This is a genomic window from Nakamurella sp. PAMC28650, from assembly GCF_014303395.1.
In the GTDB taxonomy this organism is placed as follows: Bacteria; Actinomycetota; Actinomycetes; order Mycobacteriales; family Nakamurellaceae; genus Nakamurella.
The window spans coordinates 4,005,372-4,021,837 of the sequence record NZ_CP060298.1 but is presented as its reverse complement, the minus strand read 5'-3'; the positions used below and the strand labels follow the sequence as shown (position 1 = coordinate 4,021,837).

The following is a 16,466-nucleotide window of genomic DNA, read 5'->3' as shown; positions in this document are numbered from 1 at the left end:
GGATTTTGACCTCGTTCACACATCAGATGCACAACTGGCTGTGCCAGCATCGGCGTCATGACATCGCCATTGGGCACGTCGCAGATGCGATTCCGCGGGTCAGCGGGTGGCCCCCCTCTTCCCACGCCGCCGACCGGATTCGCCGTGGCCGCCTATCCCACGTACACCCAGGCGCAGGCCGCCATCGAGCACCTGGCCAAGAACGACTTCTCGATCGAGGACGTCACCATCGTCGGCACCGACCTGCAGATGGTGGAGCGCGTCACCGGTCGGCTGACCGCCGGCAAGCTGGCCGGCGCCGGCGCCGCCTCGGGGGCCTGGTTCGGTCTCTTCGTCGGCCTGTTGATGAGCCTGTACGGCCGGAGCGGCGCGGGGCTGCCCCTGATCGTCGTGTCGATCGCGATCGGTGCCGTCTTCGGCGCGGTGATGGGCTTCCTGGGCTACTCGGTCGCGAAGGGCAAGCGGGATTTCACCTCGTCGTCGCAGGTGGTCGCACGACGCTACGACGTGCTCTGCCAGCCCAAAACAGCCGAACAGGCCCGCAACCTGCTGGCCAGGATGGAACTCGGCACCAACAGCTGACCTGCCGGTCGGGCGGCTCCGCTAGAGCCAGCGCTTCTTCCGCAGGAACAGGTACAGCATCGAGCAGACGAAGATGATGAACAGGATGGCCAGCGGATAGCCGAGCTGCCAGTGCAGTTCGGGCATGTTGTCGAAATTCATCCCGTAGATGCCGGCGATCGCGGTCGGCACCAGCGCGATCGCCGCCCAGGCCGAGATCTTGCGCATGTCCTGGTTCTGCCGGTTGGCCACCTCCGCCAGAGCGGCCGAGATCAGCGTCGTCAACATCTCGTCGAAGGTGCTGATCCGTTCGGCCACGTGCGACAGATGATCCTCGACATCCCGGAAGTACTCGCGCACCTCGTCCGGAACCAGCGAATTGGGCTGGTTCGACAGGGATTTCAGCGGCCCGGCCAGCGGTGTCACCGCGCGGCGCAGGCGCAGGATCTCGCGCTTCATGCGATAGATCTGTTCGGTGTCGACGTACTCGTCGGGATCGAACACCGCCGTTTCCAGCTCGTCGATGTCCTCCTCGATCTCGGCCACCACCGACACGTACTCGTCGACCACCCGATCGGCGATGGCGTGCATGACGACGGCGGGACCCAGCGTCAGCTGGTCCGGGTCCGCCTCCAGGGCCGTCCGCAGTTGCTTGAGTTCGGAGTGCTCGCCGTGCCGGACGGTGACGATGAAGTCGCGACCCAGGAAGACCATGATCTCGCCGCTGGAGACGACCACCCCGCCCTGGCTGTTCGCAGTGGCGTGCTCGACGAACTCGACCGTCTTGAGGACGATGAACAGGTAGCGGCCGTACTTGTCCATCTCGGGCCGCTGGTAGGCGTGCACGGCATCCTCGACGGCGAGCTCGTGCAGCCCGAAAGTTTCGGTGACGGCCGCCATCTCCTCGTAGGTGGGTTCGTGGAACCCGACCCACACGAAACCACTGCCCTGCGTCCTGACCCGGTTCAGCGCGGACACCGGGTCACCGCAGGTCGAATCGCGGCGACCGTCGACGTAGGCGCCGCAGTTGACCAGCGCCTGGCGGATCGGCCTCATGGGCGGCTCCACCTGTACCCGCCGGCCGATGGTCATGAAGCCCGGAAGAGGGGGGAGGACGGGCACGTGAACCTCCTGCGCTACGGAGCTGGACCGCGTCAGGCTACCTGCGCCGTGCGTCTGGCCGGTGCCGGCCGCAGCCGATCGACCGGCCATGGCCAAGCCGTGGCGACCTTGGTGTGCCGACCGGGCCGGCACCGGGCAGGATGGAGGTTGATGTTCATCGACCTGCACACCCACTCGAACGCTTCCGACGGCACCGACAGCCCCGCGGAGCTGGTCCGCGCCGCCGCCGCGGCCGGCCTCGACGTCGTCGCCATCACCGACCACGACACCACCGGCGGATGGGAGCAGGCCGCCGCCGCCCGCCTGCCGACCCTCGGACTGATCCGCGGCTCCGAGTTCTCCACCCAGGTCAAGGCCGGTGGCTATGCGCACAGCATCCACCTGCTGGGCTACCTGTTCGACCCGCAGAACCCCGCGGTGGTCCACGAGCAGGCCCGGCTGAAGGCGGAGCGCCTGCGAAGGGGTCTGGCGATCGTCGAGAGGATGGTCCAGGGCGGCCTTCCGATCACCGCCGAGCAGGTGCTGGAGATCGCCGGCGACGCGCCCGTCGGACGACCGCACATCGGGCGCGCCCTGGTCGCGTCCGGTGTGGTCGCGTCCGTCGACGAGGCGTTCGCCTCCCACCTGTCCGGACGTGGCCCGTACTACGTGCAGAAGGTCGACACCGACCTGAAGGTTGCCGTGGCCATGATCACCGCAGCCGGCGGGGCCAGCGTGATCGCCCATCCCCGTGGCCGCGGCGAGCGACGGGCGCTGTCCGCCGAGCTGATCGGGGAATTGGCCGAGATCGGGCTGACCGGTCTGGAGGTCGATCATCCCGACCACGGGCCGTCCGAACGGGCCGAACTGCGCGAGATCGCCGCGAAGCATCACCTGCTCACCACCGGTTCGTCCGACTATCACGGCCACAACAAGAAACTGGTGCTGGGCCAGGAATCCACCGCTCCGGAGGTGCTCGAATCCTTGATCGCGGCGACCAGCGGCGTCACCGAGCCGCTCGTTGGCTGACCAGTCGAGGCGCGTCCGGGTACTCGAGGCGACGGCCGGCCTGCTCTCAGCCGGGGTCCTAGTCATCGGCGTGCTGCTCGCGGTACTGGCGCTCGTCGCGCCCGCGCTGATTTCCGGGTCCGGGCTGGCGGTCACCCAGGGGCCCCGGTGGGATCGGATCCTCGTCCCGCTGTTCGTCGGCCTCGCCGGGGAACTCGCCCGCCGTTACCGACACCGCGTCGAACCCCGGGTGCGTCCGCTGTCGGCCGTGGTGGTCGTCCTGGTCTGCCTGGGAGCACTGTGGTGGGGCTGGTGGCGCTGAACCCTGAACCTGCCCAGGGGTCGGTGATGGCGGCCCCGGGGGGCGGGCGACTCGGGCGGTCCGGTGCCTCAGGCCAGCCAGCTGCGCATCAGCGGCACGAGGATGGCGAGCAGGTTCGCCGGTGCCTCGACGGCCGGTGAGTGGGCTCCGTCCGGCACGAGCAGCAATTCGGTGCCGAGCCTCCCGGCCATCGCCCTCTGCTGGGCCAGCGGCCAGGCATCGTCCGACTCGCCGGCGATCACGGCGGCCGGTGCGCCGCGAAGTTCCAGTGCGCGGGCGAGATCGTCCGTCAGGTCCGGTTCGGTCAGCAGGGCCTTGCCCATCCCGAGCAGCCCGGACTCGTTGGAGGCCAGGAAGCGGCGCCGGTAGAACCGGGCCAGCGGAGCCGGGTCGTCCGGGTCCGCCCCGGCCGCGTGCTGACTCCGGTCGTAGAGCGCCCTTTTGCCGTGTTCCCGCAGGACCGGCTGTCCCGCGGTCAGGGCATCGAAACGATTGCCAGAGGTGAAGGCGGCGGGGCCCGAACAGAGCAGCACCAGGCCGCTGACCGGGGCCCCGCGCAGGACGGCGGCCCGTGCGGAGAGGCCGCCGAACGAATGTCCGAGCAGGATCACCTGGTGATCGAGGGCCAGTGGCGAGATGATCGAATGGATCACCGGTCCGAGCGCCGCCGGTTGATACGCCGCCTCGTCGTCGGGTCCCGGCGATTCGTGCTGCCCCGGCTGGTCGATCGCGATGGCCATGAAGCCGGCCTCGACCAACGGATCCAGCAGGGGAGCGAAGTCTTCCTTGGAACCGGTGTAGCCGGGGACCAGCAGGATGACCGGTGCGTTCGGCTCGGCCTCCGGCGCGGCGACCAGAGCCGCGAGTTCTCCCGCGCTTGATTCGACAGTGGTGTGCAGGGCGGTGGTCTCGGTCAGCTGGTTGGGCATGGCTACATTCTCACCCGAGCCCCACGACGGTGTTGCCGCGGTCCTCGATGATCATCCCGCCGACGCTCGTCGCGTCCACCCGGCCCGAGTAGAGGCCCCGGTTCACGGCGATGGAGGGTGTCCCGGCATTGCCGAGATCATTCGGTCCGGCAGTCGAGTCGAAGGTGGAAAGACCCTTCGCGGTGGGCATCAGGACGTGGTCGCCGACCGTCGCGGGGAGCCCCAGGGCACCGGCGGCCACCCAGTCGACCTTCAGATCCGCGACGGGGACCTTCGCGGCAGTGCCGCCAGGATTGAGGGCGTTGGTGATGCTGCTGCTCGAAGTGGCGGTCGCGGTCGTGAAGGCGGTGGCCGGCGGAACGGCGTCGACGGTCGGCATCGAGACGGCGACGAGGTGGCTGCCGATCAGGGAATAACGCCGGCTGCCGGTCTGGACCGCGGGCGTGACCTGTGCCGGGTGCGAGACCGAGTCGGCGGCGATGATCTCGGCGCTGGTGACATCGACCGGGGTGCTGGAGGTCAGCTTGCCCGAGGCGTCGTAGACCTTCACGGCCGGGCTGCTGCCGGAGACCAGGACGGCGACCCGGTCGGCGGTGATGCCGACGATCCTGGCCCCGGTGCCTCCGGTGTCGATGTCCGCGCAACCCTTCTTCGTCGCATCCGGCACACAGGTGCGGGGATAGTGCTGGAAGATGTCCCATCCGTCCGGATGACCGGTGACCGCTCCCGGGTCGTCGAAGTTGACGACCAGACGGGCGTTGTCGCCCTCGGCGGGGCAGTGCTCGACGGTGGCGAACTGATTGGCGGCCAGTGCCAGATCCGTGAAGGTGCAGCCCAGCCGGGACTGGCCCGGCTTGGGCGGGTTGACCTGCACGCCGTACTGGATGGTGCGGACCAGGTCGTAGCGCCACACCTCGACGCGGTCGGGACCCAGCCAGCCGGCGTAGGGGCCGCCGAACGCCAGTGACCCGTTCACCTCGTTGGGTGACGTCCGCACCTTGCCGCGGGCACCGGTCACCGGGTCCAGGGTCATCACCTGGGAGCAGAAGTCGTTCTCGGCGTACACGGTGGCGATCCCGGCCACCGACCCGCTGCTGGTCATGTCCGTCGGACCGATGTCGGCCGACCCGACGGCGCAGAGGTTCCGGTTCGATCGCGTGTAGAACCACCGAACCCTCCCGGTGACGGCATCCCGGCCCGTCACGGTGTGGGCGTCGGTGGTCACCACCACCCCGGAGGCGGAGACCACGGCGCCGAGCGCGGGGTCGGTCGGTTGGGACCACTTCGGCGTCAGGGTCTGCGGCGCCGCGCCGGTCGGTGATGGCACCGCCGCGACAGCCCCGGTGACCAGGCTGGTGTTGGCCAGGTCAGTCGTCCGGTAGACGAGGAAGCCGATCACGGCGACCGCCACGACGAGGCCGGCGGCCACCGAACGATCTCGGAGGCGTCGCGGGCGGAAGGGTGAAGTCACCGCGCGAGCCTACGCAATCGAACTGGGTGGTCCGGCCGGACTCACGGAGTCTGCGACCGGACCCTCGTCCGTGCGGCCGGGGTCACTCCGCAGCGGGACTCGGCGCGGTGGCGCCGCTGCCGCCCCGGGTGCGTCGGCGCGAGCGCTTGCGGCGTGGTGTCGACGCTGCGTCACCCGTCTCCGTCGCAGTGTCGGCGGAGACCATCTCCTCGGCGGAGGTCTCGGCCGCCGTTGCGTTGTGCGTCCCAGGGGTCTGCGTCGGTGCGGTGTGGGTCGGTGCGCCGCGGCGCGAGTCGCCCGAGCGGGCCGGTCCGCCGCGGGACCCGGCGTCGCGGGCACCGCCGCCGGAGCGGGCCGGGCCGGTGCTGGCCTTGCGACGGTGACCACCGGTCTCGCCGAGGTCCTCGACCGCCTCCGCCCCGAGTCCTTCCCTGGTGCGCTGGGCCCTGGGCAGACGGCCGGTGGTTCCTTCGGGGATGTCGAGATCGGCGAAGAACTGCGGGGAGTTCGAGTAGGTCTCGGCGGGCTCGTCGAAGCCCAGGCCGAGCGAGTCGTTGATCAGCTTCCAACGTGGCAGGTCGTCCCAGTCGACGAAGGTCACGGCCACCCCGGTCTTGCCGGCCCGACCGGTGCGTCCGATCCGGTGGACGTAGGTCTTGTCCTCCTCGGGGCACTGGTAGTTGACGACATGGGTGACGTCTTCGACGTCGATGCCACGCGCGGCGACGTCGGTGGCGACCAGGACGTCGACCTTGCCGGCCCGGAAGGCGCGCAGGGCCTGCTCCCGCGCGCCCTGACCGAGGTCACCGTGGACGGCGGCCGAGGCGAAGCCCCGCTCCGCCAGTTCGTCGGAAACCTTCTGCGCGGTGCGTTTGGTCCGGGTGAAGACCATGGTGAGTCCGCGGCCCCTGGCCTGCAACAGCCTGGAGAGCATCTCGATCTTGTCCAGAGCGTGCGCGCGGTAGATGAACTGCGTCGTGGTGCGGTGGGTCTGACCCTCGCTGGCCACCTCGGCCCTGATGTGGGTCGGCTGGGACATGAAGCTGCGGGCCAGCGTGAGGATCGGCCCGGGCATGGTCGCCGAGAACAGCATCGTCTGCTTCTTGGCCGGCACCATGCCGAGCACCTTCTCGATGTCCGGCAGGAATCCGAGGTCGAGCATCTCGTCGGCCTCGTCGAGCACGAGCACACGGATGCCGCCCAGCTGAAGATGACCGCCGTTGGCGAGGTCCAGCAGGCGGCCGGGAGTCCCGATCACCACGTCGGCGCCGGCGTGCAGGGCGGCGATCTGGGGCTCGTAGGCCCGGCCGCCGTAGACGGCCGTGACGGACAGGCCCATGTACTTGGCCGCGCCCTGCAGATCCCTGGTCACCTGGACGCAGAGTTCGCGGGTCGGCACCATCACCAGAGCGCGCGGGGCGCGCCCGACGGACAGCTTGCCGTCGTCGTCCTTGGCCCCGTCATCCAGCGAGAGGCGTTGCAGCAGTGGCACACCGAAGCCGAGGGTCTTGCCCATCCCGGTGCGGGCCTGACCGATCAGGTCGGAGCCGAGCAGGGCGATCGGGAGGGTGAGCGCCTGGATCGCGAAGGTGCGTTCGATCCCGGCCTCGGTGAGGGCCCGGACGATCCGGGGATCGACCTGCAGCTCGGCGAAGGTCGGTGCTTCCGGGGCGACCGGCGCGTCGCCGCTCAGCGGGTGGGAGACTGCTTCCTCGTCGAGCGGGGCGTCGGAGGAGTGTTCCAGCGCAACTGCGTCCTGGACATCGGTCATGTGTCGTCAGTGCCTTCCGTGCGGTCCGCGCGCGTTGGAAGTGATCACAGGTCCGAACTCAGGGCCCCGGGGCGACGCGCGCACAATGCGGCTGCACCGTCCTGGTGCGGCCTGTCAGCACCTATTCTACGTGGTCGGGGGCTTGTACCTGATCAGCCCCCGCCCGGACGAATGGGCGAGGTTAGGCTCTGGCCATGAACGATGCAACGGAGCTGGCCCCGCAGGCGCCGAACGGCGGGGCCGATCGGGTCGGCCAGGTGCCGCCCGGGACCACCGAGCTGCTGGGAGTCCTTGCCTACGGGGAACTCTCGGCTTTCGACCGGATGTCCGCGGATGCCCGCTACGCTCCGACGCTCTCCGGCCGGGTGGCGCTGTCGCAGATGGCCTCCGCCGAGATGGGACATTTCCGGCGGCTCGCGGCCTACCTTGCGCGACTCGACGTCAACGTCGAGGACGCGATGGTGCCGTTCATCGCGCCGCTGGAGGCCTTCCATGATTCGACGGCGCCCCATTCCTGGCTGGAGTCGTTGGTCAAGGCACATGTGGGCGACGGGCTGGCCGCAGATTTCTACCGGGAGATCGCCGAGTGGCTCGATCCGGTCACCCGGGACCTCGTCTTCGATGTGCTCAGTGACACAGGTCACTCATCGTTCGCCGTCCGCGAGGTTCGGAGAGCCTGTCAGGCCGACCCGCGACTGACCGGTGCGCTGGCCCTGTGGGGTCGTCGCCTGCTCGGCGAGGCCATCACCCAGGCCCAGTACGTGGTGGCCGATCACGACGACCTGGCAACGTTGATCATCACCGGGTCCGGTGACCTGATGGGCATCGCCGCGCTGTTCCGCCGCCTCCAGATGGGGCACACCGAGCGGATGAAGTCGCTCGGCCTGGCCTGATTCGCCCAGTCGATCCTGCCTACGCGCCTGGCTCCGCGAGCACGACCGGCGGGACTCCCGGCGTCTCGAAGCCCAGCACCTGGCCGTAGAAGGCGAGTTCGGCCTGCAGTGCGGTCCGGCGGGCGGTGGCGTCGCGGAACCCATGACCCTCGTCCGGGAAGACGATCAGCGCATGCGGAACCCCCTTGGCGGCGCAGACCGCGGCGAAGCTCTCGGCCTGGTCGGGTGTGACGATCGGGTCCTTGCCGCCCTGCAACAGCAGGACCGGGGTGTTCAGCCGACCGGCGTTGTGCAACGGCGAGCGGTTCAGGAGGACCTGTGGATCGGTCCCGAGAAGTCCTTCCAGATAACGAGACTCGAAATCGTGGGTGGTGGCGACGAGGGCATTGAGATCCCCGATCCCGTACGAGGAGACGCCCGCCGAGAACGGATTGCCCTCGCTGGTCAGCGCGCCGAGCACGGTGAGTCCGCCGGCGCTGCCGCCGCTGATCAGCGCGCTTCCGGCGGTCCCGTCGGCGAGCAGCCCCCGGGCGACCGTGATGGCATCGGCGATGTCCAGCTCGGCCCAGTGCCCCTGGAGTGCGTCGCGATAGGGGCGGCCGTAGCCGGTCGATCCCCGGTGATCGACGGCGGCCACGCCGAAACCGCGACTGGTGAAGTAGGCGGTCGTCACCGACAGGGTCCGGCTGTGCTGGGCCGTCGGGCCACCGTGGATGGTCAGGACGAACGGCACTGTGCCCCGGTCCGCCCGGTGGCCGGGATTCGTCGGCGGATAGATGACGGCATGGATGCCGCCGAACGTCCGCAGCTCCGGGGTGGGTGCGAAGCCGTCCGGGAGCGGTTCGTCGACGGCGGATCTGAGGACCGTGCGCCGGCCGGACGGTGCGATGACCACCAGCTGTCCCGGCAGATCGTCACCGTGCACGATCAGCGCCATGGTGCCGGAGCGGTCGGCCGCCAGATCCGAGACCACTGTCCAACGGGGGTCCAGTTCGGTCAGTTGACCGCTGAAGGTGTCCAGCAGCGCCGGACGGCCCGCGGGCCGCAGCAGCAGCCGGCCACCGGTGACCGGCGCCCACTGGCGCCGCCCGAGAGACCAGAGCGGCGCGGCGAATTCCTGCTGGACCTCGACGAGGGTCCGGCGGGACCCTCGTCGAGGATCGATCAGAATCGGCTGCCACCAATCACTCTCATCACTCATGACCAGGACCGACCCGTCCGGCAGGAACCCGGGGTCGATGACGGAGATACCCGGACCACCGGCGATCACCCGGGTCTTGCCGAGGTGTCCGCCGCGCGCGACGTCGGCCAGGTGTGCAGTGGTGGAGTCCCAGGGCATGTCGGGGTGGTTCCAGCTGATCCAGACCAACGCGTCGCCCGCCGGCGAGAGTCGCGGGGAGGCCAGGAAATCACTTCTCGGTTGCCCGGCGAGCAGATCGACGACCAGGTCCGCGTCGGCAGCTGCCGACCCGTCCAGCGGAACGGCCACGATCGTGCGGTCGACCGTTCCGAAAGTGCCGTCACCACGGTGGGTCTCGCGGACGGCCAGGAGCCGGCCGCGACGCTCGTCCAGCGCGAGGTCGGCGTACCGGAGGCCGGACGGAAGGTCCGGCTCCGGCGACAGGGGTTGCGGTTCGGTGGCACCGTTGGCGCCGACCTCGACCCGGTAGAGCCGCTGGTCGGCCAGGTGCGTGAAGACGAGGTCGAAGCCGTTGCGACCGGGGACCGGGATCCAGGAGGTGCCGCCGTACTCGTGCACCCTGGTGCGGGCGTTCCACGGCGCCGGGAGCAGATCGATCGGGTCGCCCGCGGCGTTGGTCGTGCAGACGCAGACCCGGCCACCTTCGGCCGGTCGGCTCTCCGACCACCACACCTGCACGCCGGCGAAGGCGACCGCATCAAGACCCCGCCCGGAGGTGACCGCCTGGTCGGCGGTGATGGGGGAGGGCCAGGAGCCGGGAGGGGTGGTCGTGTCCATTGCGCTGATTCTGCCCCTGGTGCAGATGACGTGGATCCAGGGTTCGGTGCGGTGGATCTGGAGTGTGTGCCGCTCGGGGCGGCACTGCTGGGTTGGTGGCCGTCAGGCCGGTTCGGCGTCGGCGTCCAGCTCGATCGGGGCGCGTCTGGCGACCGAGGATTTCGCCTCGGGTGACAAATCGTCCACCCCGACCAGCAGGGCCAGCAGATCAGGTTCGGTGGTGAACGCGCGGAACGCGGTGGCGACGGTGACCCCGTGGTCGGGTCGGTGCCGGATCCGGATGTCGTCACCAGCGGACACCGGGCCGGGTGTCAGCACCCGCAGGTAGGTACCCGGTTCGGCGCGTTGGGTGAATCTCTTCACCCAACCCCGCTCGGCCAGGAACCCGGCGAAGGTGCGGCAGGGGATCCGGGGGTCGCTGACCTGGAGCACCAGGGTCTCGCCGATGGCCCACTGCTCGCCGATCACGGCGCCACTGATGTCGATGCCGGTGGTCGTCAGGTTCTCGCCGAACGAACCACCGGCCAGAGGTCGGCCGATCTCCGCCTGCCAGGCATCCAGATCCTCCCGCGCGTGGGCGTAGACCGCCTGGTCGTCACCGCCGTGGTGGCGGCGATCGCACACGTCGTCCCCGTCCAGTCCGCTGCCGGCCACGCCCTTGCGGCCGGGGGCGCTCACCATCACCGGATGGTCGACCGGCCGCTTGTCGATGCCGGTGCGCGGGGCCGAGGTGAACTCGAACTCCTTCGCGGTACCAAGGTTCACCGACAGCACCGAGCCCGCGGGCAACCGATCGTTCGTCATGGCGTGAAGGTTAGCGCCGGTGAACGGATAGGCATCAACGCACGGGTCATCCATGGCGTGGCCTGGACCCTTCGCAGCGTGGATCCCCCTCCGCCAGGCCTGGATCCCCTCCGTCTGGCGTGGATCAGCCCCGCCAGGCCTGGATCCCCCCCCGTCTGGCGTGGATCAACTTCCCAGGCATGGACGAAAGTGATGACTTCTGTCCCACCCGTCCCAAAGGGGCGAAGTTGATCCATGCAGCCTGCGTCACGGTGCTACGGGTCGACGAGGTCGCGTCAATGGTGCATCTGATTCCTTCGGGAGCGTTGGCTTTTATCGATCCACGGCGGGGGATCGGTTCCGGGTGGCCGTCGGCGGCGAATCGGATGGTCCATTGCGCTTGGTGGATTTCGTCGTGATGAAAACCGCACAACAGCACCCCGGTGTGGACGTTCGTCTCCCCCAGATCCCGGACGAACCAATCCACAGGGTGAACATCGCACCAATTCGCCGGCCGGTCGCAGCCGGACCAGACGCAGCCCCGGTCGCGGACCTTGATCGCCCGCCGCATCCCCCGCGTAGACGTCCGGCGGGATCGTCCGACGTCCAGGATCTCACTACCCCCACCCAGGACGACCGGGAGGATCTGCGCGTCGCACAGGTACCTTCGGGCCTGCCTGGTACTCATCGGGAACCCTGATTCCCTCGTTTCCTTCGCGATCTCACCTTTGACGTGGTCCCAGTGCAGGTAGATGACGATGTGCGGTTTCTCCCCGCGAGGTGCACCTTGACCGCATACACCGTCCCGGGACAGTGTTTCCAGTTCCTGACCCAACGACAGCAGATCGTCGGCGCCGATCTTCCAGAACGCGCTGTCGCGCAAATTCGCGACGGCGTTCATCGCCGACCGGACCAATTGTTTGGCCTGGTCGGAAGCGACGAATCCGTCTGCCCCCATATCGAGAGCTTCATCGGCGGGCACCGACAGCTGACCCCGAAAAAGGCGCCATTTCGCACCACCCCCAGGTTACAGAATGGCCACAATATACTGGCCGTATCGTGGGGACGATTTGAGGACCGATTCTTTACAATGGCAGTTGCCCACTGCTGCTAGCCTCAATCTTTCGTGAGACGGCCGGCCTTTCCTCGGCGCGATAGATCTGGTGTTTCGCACCGACGGGCATGTCTGCGGGTTCGTCGAAGCCCCGGTGGGTCACCTGGGTGGGTGCCGGATTCCACGTTCCGGGGGGTTTGTCTTCTTGCTGGCCGGGTGGGTTGTTGCAGGTCAGGTCGGCGCCGGCAGCTGGGTCAGCCGGTCCAGGGCGGTGGTGAACAGGTGCCGGTGGGTTGCGTGACCGGACAGGTGCAACCAGACCCGGCGGCTCCGCCGGGCGATGGTCGCCGCCACGGAGAACAGCTGCAGCCGCAGCCGTTTCGGTTCCCAACGGCGGGCGCCGGTGCCGGTCAGCGCGAGCATCTGCAGCCACGCGGTCAGCTCCGTAGCCAACTGGACGACAGCGACCCAGATCTGATTTTGCGCAAACGCAGTCAAGGGCAGGTTCCGCAGGCCGGTGTCTTTCGCATTGCGGATCCGGTCCTCGCAGCGGGCCCGGTGGCGGTGCCGCAACTCCAGGTCCGCGAGTTGCCCGCCGGTGGTGTTGGTGACAAACGCGGTCAGCCGGTTCCCGCCTGAGTCGGTGAACCGCAGCTGCGCCCCGGGGTGCGGACGTTCGGCCCGCACGATCACCCGCATCCCCGGTGGCCACGTCGCCAGGTCCAACATCCCGGTGAGTTCGGTGACCCACGCCCCGTCGCGGACCTTCCCATCGCCGTCGTAGGCCGGGGTCCACCCTTGGTCGGGGATCAGGTTGATCTTGTCGACGATGTCCTGCGTCAGCCCGAACCCCACCGAATACGACAGGCCCTGCCCGGCCAGCCACTTCAGGTATTCGTGGGTGCCGCCGCCGCTGTCGGCGCGGACCAGCACCCTGCGCCCAATCCGGCCACCGCGGCGGTTGAAGGGCAACTGCCGCAACGCATCCTTGGTGACCGCGATGTGGTCGGCGGCGGTGTTGGATCCGGCCCTTCCGGGGCGCAGCATCATCGACAGTGGCTCACCGGTGCCGTCGGGGCCGTGATCCACCCACGATCCCAACGGATGGAACCCGAAACCGCGCTTGTAGGTCGGCGCCGCCAGTTCCTTCTCCGAATGGGAGGTGATCAACGTAGCGTCCAGGTCGATGATCAACGGCCGGTCCCGGTCGATTCCGAAGTCGGGGGCGTCCTTCCCGGCCATCTTCCACACCCGCTGTCGGACTGCTGCTCTGGCCTGGTTGATCGCCGCCAACGCGGCCTGCGGGGTCGCGGCCAACGAGTCGACCAGGCGGGACACTGTTGGGTCGGAGGCGACCCGGCCGAACACCGCCGGCTCAGACCGCAACGCCGAGATGTCGGCCAGGCAGTCCCCGCCGATGGCGACGCTGACCGCCAGGTCCAGCAGGATCTTCCCCGGATCCAGCACCGCCCACTGCTTGCGCCACGGCTCCAACGCCGCAGACAAAGCCCGGTCCAACCCGACCTTCCCGGCGGTGGTGACCAGCAGCACAGCACCGGCGTGGGACACCACCCGCTTCGCGGTCGTGTCCACTGTCAACGGCGGGTAGAAACCGGTAGGGTTCGGCATCAGAAAGGTGCTCCAGTTTGCTGACGATGTGGATCTCAGAGAGCCTCATTATCGCAGGTCGGGGCATTTTTCCCTCACTCCGAAACGCCCCGTCAGCTATCCGCGTGAAAGCGCGAGGCTAGCAAACCGGACCCAGCGCTCAGTACGCGGCGGCGACGTCCAGGATCCAGGTGACGCCGAATCGGTCGGTGAGCATGCCCGAGGCCGGCGACCACTGGGCGGGGCCGTAGGCCTCGATGATGGTGGCGCCGACGGACAGCTTGTCCCACAGGGCGCCGACCTCCTTGAGGGCGTCCCCGCGGACGGAGACGAAGAACGGTTCGCTGGTGAGTGTCATCCCCTTCTCCCGTCGAGTCGGCGCGGCCGAGGCCACGGCGGCGGGCGCCACGGCGGCCGGCGCCAAAGCAGCGGGGATACTCGTGCTCTGGCTGGGAATGTCGTAGGCCATCACCCGAAAGCCGTTGTCTGCGTTGATCTGTCCGAATACCACCTTGTCGGAGTCGGGGAGTTCCTTGGGCAGTCCGAAGTCGCCGTAGGTCACGATCATCGCCTGGCCGCCGAACACCGATCGATAGAACTCCAGAGCCTCGCGGGCCTGACCGCGGAAATTCAGGTGGGTGACTGCGTTGACTGACATGAAGATGCTCCCTGGCTCGATCGTCGTCCCGGTGTTCCGGGTACGAGACGACTGTGACGTCAGTACAGGTCAGGGTATGACCTGTACTGCCTTCATGCTGCAGGACATGCCGACCACTTCAGCGCCGACCACCTCCAGCCGACTTCTGGTGCTGCTCTCCCTGCTGCAGGCGCGCCGTGACTGGCCCGGCGGGCAGCTCGCCGAACGGTTGGAGGTCAGCGAACGCACGGTGCGCCGCGACATCGACCGGCTCCGTACGATCGGCTACCCGATCCGGGCGGTGAAGGGTCCCGGCGGTGGATACCAGCTCGCTGCCGGTACCCAACTGCCGCCGTTGCTCTTCGACGACGAGCAGGCCGTGGCCCTGGCCGTCGCGCTGCGGACCGCGGTGATCACCGGCGCCGGGATCGAGGAGGCCGCGGCGCGTGCGCTGACCACCCTGCGTCAGGTGATGCCCGCCCGACTCCGTGCGCGCATCGATGCGTTGGAGCTCACGTCGGTGAACCCCGCCGGTCAGCGTGCTGACCTCCAGGCCGACACCGACGTCCTGCTGGCGATCGGCGAATCGATCCGAGCCCGGGAAGAGTTGCGGTTCCACCATCGCCCAGCCGGCGCGACGGGTGGGACCGACGACGGGGGTCCGCGTCCGCATCAGGTCGAGCCCCACCACCTGGTGGTCCGCGCCGGGAGGTGGTACCTGATCGCCTGGGAGGCCCGGCACCGGGACTGGCGGATCTACCGGGCGGACCGCATCAGCCCCCGCACTCCGAACGGCCCCCGATTCACCGCCCGCGGGCTACCCGGGGGCGACGTCGGGACATTCCTGGCGGCGAGACTGAAGGGCGCCAACGGTATCGACGCGTGGCCGTGTACCGGCGAGGTGGTCCTGGGCCTGCCGGTCGCCGAGGTGATCCCGTTCGCCGGCGACGGGATCGTCCAGTCACTCGGACCTGACCGCTGCCGCCTACGGCTCGGGTCGTGGTCATGGCCCGGTCTGGCCGCCTATCTCGCCCGTTTCGACGCCGACATCGAGGTGCTCGACCCGCCCGAACTCCGCACCGCGTTCGCGGACCTGGCCCGGCGCGCCGGCCGTGCGGCCGGGATCCCGCCGGAGCACCGCTGACGTCTGACGTCCCGGCTGATCCACGCGGTCCGACCCGCGCAGGCCGACAGCGCAGCGTGGGAGAATAGGAGGGTCATGACGAAACCTCTGCCTCTCGTTTTCACCGCCCCACGCCGGGGCAGGCCGCCGGTGCATCTGGCCGACCTGGACGGCGAGGCCCGGAAGAAGGCCGTGGTTGCGGCCGGACAACCGGCCTTCCGTGCCGACCAGCTGGCCCGCCACTACTTCGGCGGACTCACTCGCGACCCATCGGAAATGTCCGACCTGCCGGCCAACGGCCGGGACGAATTCGTGGACGCCCTGCTGCCGGAGCTGCTGACGGAGGTCAGGTCCATTGCCTGCGACGACGGCGACACCCGCAAGACGCTGTGGCGCGCCCACGACGGCACCCTGATCGAGTCGGTCCTGATGCGCTATCCAGACCGCATCACGCTGTGCGTGTCCTCGCAGGCCGGCTGCGGGATGGCCTGCCCGTTCTGCGCGACCGGCCAGGGCGGTCTGCAGCGCAATCTGTCGACCGCAGAGATCGTCGAGCAGGTCCGGCTGGCGGCCCGTTCGGCGCGTGACGGCGCCATGGGCGGGCCGGGTCGGCTCTCCAACGTGGTCTTCATGGGCATGGGCGAACCCCTGGCGAATTACAACCGGGTGCTGGCGGCCGTCAAGATGATCACTGCGCCGGCCCCGTACGGCCTCGGCATCTCGGCCCGTTCGGTCACGGTGTCGACGGTCGGGCTGGTCCCCGCGATCGAGAAGTTGACCGCCGAGAACATGCAGGTGCGGCTGGCCGTCTCCCTGCACACCCCGGACGACGAGCTGCGCGACACCCTGGTCCCGGTCAACGATCGCTGGAAGATAGACGAGGTGCTGCGGGCGGCCCGCGCCCACGCCGACAAGACCGGCCGACGGGTGTCGATCGAATACGCACTGATCAGGGACATCAACGACCAGCCGTGGCGGGCGGACATGCTCGGCGAGCTGCTGCGGCAGCACCTGGGCCAACTGGTCCACGTCAACCTGATCCCTCTCAACCCGACCCCGGGCAGTGAATGGGATGCCTCGCCCAAGCCGGTGCAGGACGAGTTCGTCCGGCGAGTCCGGGCGCAGGGCGTGGCGTGCACCGTGCGCGACACCCGCGGCCAGGAGATCGCCGCAGCCTGCGGTCAGTTGGCCGCCGAGGAACTGGTCGGCTGACGTCCGCGCCCGTCC

Annotated in this window: 15 protein-coding genes; 6 read left to right on the top strand and 9 right to left on the bottom strand. The window is 69.0% G+C overall.

Translation table 11 applies throughout. The annotated features are described in order from the left end of the window. Window positions 1-57: 57 nt before the first annotated feature. Window positions 58-582, top strand: coding sequence for a general stress protein (locus H7F38_RS18130; protein WP_187091137.1), 525 nt, complete (start codon window positions 58-60; stop codon window positions 580-582). Window positions 583-603: 21 nt separating this feature from the next. Here the strand turns inward: H7F38_RS18130 and corA are convergent, their stop codons facing one another. After that, window positions 604-1,683 (bottom strand): magnesium/cobalt transporter CorA, encoded by a 1,080-nt coding sequence (gene corA / locus H7F38_RS18125; RefSeq protein WP_370531268.1) that lies wholly within the window; start codon window positions 1,681-1,683, stop codon window positions 604-606. A gap of 150 nt (window positions 1,684-1,833) precedes the next feature. On the opposite strand from corA, the gene H7F38_RS18120 reads away from it, so the two are divergent. Both H7F38_RS18120 and H7F38_RS18115 read left to right on the top strand, forming a co-directional pair. Continuing rightward, window positions 1,834-2,691, top strand: coding sequence for a PHP domain-containing protein (locus H7F38_RS18120; RefSeq protein WP_187091136.1), 858 nt, complete (start codon window positions 1,834-1,836; stop codon window positions 2,689-2,691). After that, window positions 2,684-2,992, top strand: coding sequence for a hypothetical protein (locus H7F38_RS18115; protein WP_187091135.1), 309 nt, complete (start codon window positions 2,684-2,686; stop codon window positions 2,990-2,992). The genes H7F38_RS18120 and H7F38_RS18115 overlap by 8 nt, the downstream gene beginning before the upstream one ends. Window positions 2,993-3,060: 68 nt before the next feature. Here the strand turns inward: H7F38_RS18115 and H7F38_RS18110 are convergent, their stop codons facing one another. The 3 genes from H7F38_RS18110 to H7F38_RS18100 all read right to left on the bottom strand — a co-directional run bounded on the left by H7F38_RS18110 (window position 3,061) and on the right by H7F38_RS18100 (window position 7,163). Next, complete coding sequence (locus tag H7F38_RS18110) at window positions 3,061-3,921, bottom strand: alpha/beta fold hydrolase (RefSeq protein ID WP_187091134.1); 861 nt, start codon at window positions 3,919-3,921, stop codon at window positions 3,061-3,063. Between the two features lie 10 nt (window positions 3,922-3,931). Beyond that, window positions 3,932-5,392, bottom strand: a complete 1,461-nt coding sequence (locus H7F38_RS18105; RefSeq protein ID WP_187091133.1) for a hypothetical protein — start codon at window positions 5,390-5,392, stop codon at window positions 3,932-3,934. Window positions 5,393-5,474: 82 nt separating this feature from the next. Then, entirely contained in the window at window positions 5,475-7,163 is a 1,689-nt protein-coding gene (locus H7F38_RS18100) for a DEAD/DEAH box helicase (protein ID WP_187091132.1), read from the bottom strand. Window positions 7,164-7,357: 194 nt separating this feature from the next. Between H7F38_RS18100 and H7F38_RS18095 the strand changes: the two genes are divergently transcribed. Next, on the top strand, window positions 7,358-8,056 hold the full coding sequence (locus H7F38_RS18095; protein WP_187091131.1) for a ferritin-like fold-containing protein: 699 nt from the start codon (window positions 7,358-7,360) through the stop codon (window positions 8,054-8,056). A 19-nt stretch (window positions 8,057-8,075) separates the two neighbouring features. Here H7F38_RS18095 and H7F38_RS18090 read toward each other — a convergent pair whose 3' ends face one another. The 5 genes from H7F38_RS18090 to H7F38_RS18070 all read right to left on the bottom strand — a co-directional run bounded on the left by H7F38_RS18090 (window position 8,076) and on the right by H7F38_RS18070 (window position 14,137). Beyond that, window positions 8,076-10,034, bottom strand: coding sequence for a prolyl oligopeptidase family serine peptidase (locus tag H7F38_RS18090; RefSeq protein ID WP_187091130.1), 1,959 nt, complete (start codon window positions 10,032-10,034; stop codon window positions 8,076-8,078). A gap of 102 nt (window positions 10,035-10,136) precedes the next feature. Beyond that, window positions 10,137-10,838: an MOSC domain-containing protein gene (locus H7F38_RS18085; protein WP_187091129.1), complete on the bottom strand. Its 702-nt coding sequence runs from the start codon at window positions 10,836-10,838 to the stop codon at window positions 10,137-10,139. Between the two features lie 124 nt (window positions 10,839-10,962). After that, entirely contained in the window at window positions 10,963-11,799 is an 837-nt protein-coding gene (locus H7F38_RS18080) for an HNH endonuclease signature motif containing protein (RefSeq protein ID WP_187091128.1), read from the bottom strand. Window positions 11,800-12,102: 303 nt separating this feature from the next. Beyond that, window positions 12,103-13,500, bottom strand: coding sequence for an IS1380 family transposase (locus H7F38_RS18075; RefSeq protein WP_187091127.1), 1,398 nt, complete (start codon window positions 13,498-13,500; stop codon window positions 12,103-12,105). 139 nt (window positions 13,501-13,639) lie between these two features. Then, the gene (locus tag H7F38_RS18070) at window positions 13,640-14,137 is read right to left on the bottom strand and encodes a VOC family protein (protein WP_187091126.1); all 498 of its coding nucleotides are present in this window, start codon (window positions 14,135-14,137) and stop codon (window positions 13,640-13,642) included. Window positions 14,138-14,243: 106 nt separating this feature from the next. Between H7F38_RS18070 and H7F38_RS18065 the strand changes: the two genes are divergently transcribed. Together H7F38_RS18065 and rlmN are read left to right on the top strand one after the other, a co-directional pair. Beyond that, on the top strand, window positions 14,244-15,260 hold the full coding sequence (locus H7F38_RS18065) for a YafY family protein (RefSeq protein ID WP_187094803.1): 1,017 nt from the start codon (window positions 14,244-14,246) through the stop codon (window positions 15,258-15,260). Between the two features lie 75 nt (window positions 15,261-15,335). Beyond that, window positions 15,336-16,451: a 23S rRNA (adenine(2503)-C(2))-methyltransferase RlmN gene (gene rlmN, locus H7F38_RS18060; RefSeq protein ID WP_187091125.1), complete on the top strand. Its 1,116-nt coding sequence runs from the start codon at window positions 15,336-15,338 to the stop codon at window positions 16,449-16,451. The last annotated feature ends 15 nt before the right edge of the window (window positions 16,452-16,466 follow it).

Excerpts from the sequence above, each read along its gene's own strand:
- H7F38_RS18130 (WP_187091137.1), top strand. The coding sequence starts at position 58 with ATGACATCGCCATTGGGCACGTCGCAGATGCGATTCCGCGGGTCAGCG.
- H7F38_RS18120 (WP_187091136.1), top strand. The coding sequence starts at position 1,834 with ATGTTCATCGACCTGCACACCCACTCGAACGCTTCCGACGGCACCGAC.
- H7F38_RS18110 (WP_187091134.1), bottom strand. The coding sequence starts at position 3,921 with ATGCCCAACCAGCTGACCGAGACCACCGCCCTGCACACCACTGTCGAA.
- H7F38_RS18100 (WP_187091132.1), bottom strand. The coding sequence starts at position 7,163 with ATGACCGATGTCCAGGACGCAGTTGCGCTGGAACACTCCTCCGACGCC.
- H7F38_RS18095 (WP_187091131.1), top strand. The coding sequence starts at position 7,358 with ATGAACGATGCAACGGAGCTGGCCCCGCAGGCGCCGAACGGCGGGGCC.
- H7F38_RS18090 (WP_187091130.1), bottom strand. The coding sequence starts at position 10,034 with ATGGACACGACCACCCCTCCCGGCTCCTGGCCCTCCCCCATCACCGCC.
- H7F38_RS18085 (WP_187091129.1), bottom strand. The coding sequence starts at position 10,838 with ATGACGAACGATCGGTTGCCCGCGGGCTCGGTGCTGTCGGTGAACCTT.
- H7F38_RS18075 (WP_187091127.1), bottom strand. The coding sequence starts at position 13,500 with ATGCCGAACCCTACCGGTTTCTACCCGCCGTTGACAGTGGACACGACC.
- H7F38_RS18070 (WP_187091126.1), bottom strand. The coding sequence starts at position 14,137 with ATGTCAGTCAACGCAGTCACCCACCTGAATTTCCGCGGTCAGGCCCGC.
- H7F38_RS18065 (WP_187094803.1), top strand. The coding sequence starts at position 14,244 with ATGCCGACCACTTCAGCGCCGACCACCTCCAGCCGACTTCTGGTGCTG.
- rlmN (WP_187091125.1), top strand. The coding sequence starts at position 15,336 with ATGACGAAACCTCTGCCTCTCGTTTTCACCGCCCCACGCCGGGGCAGG.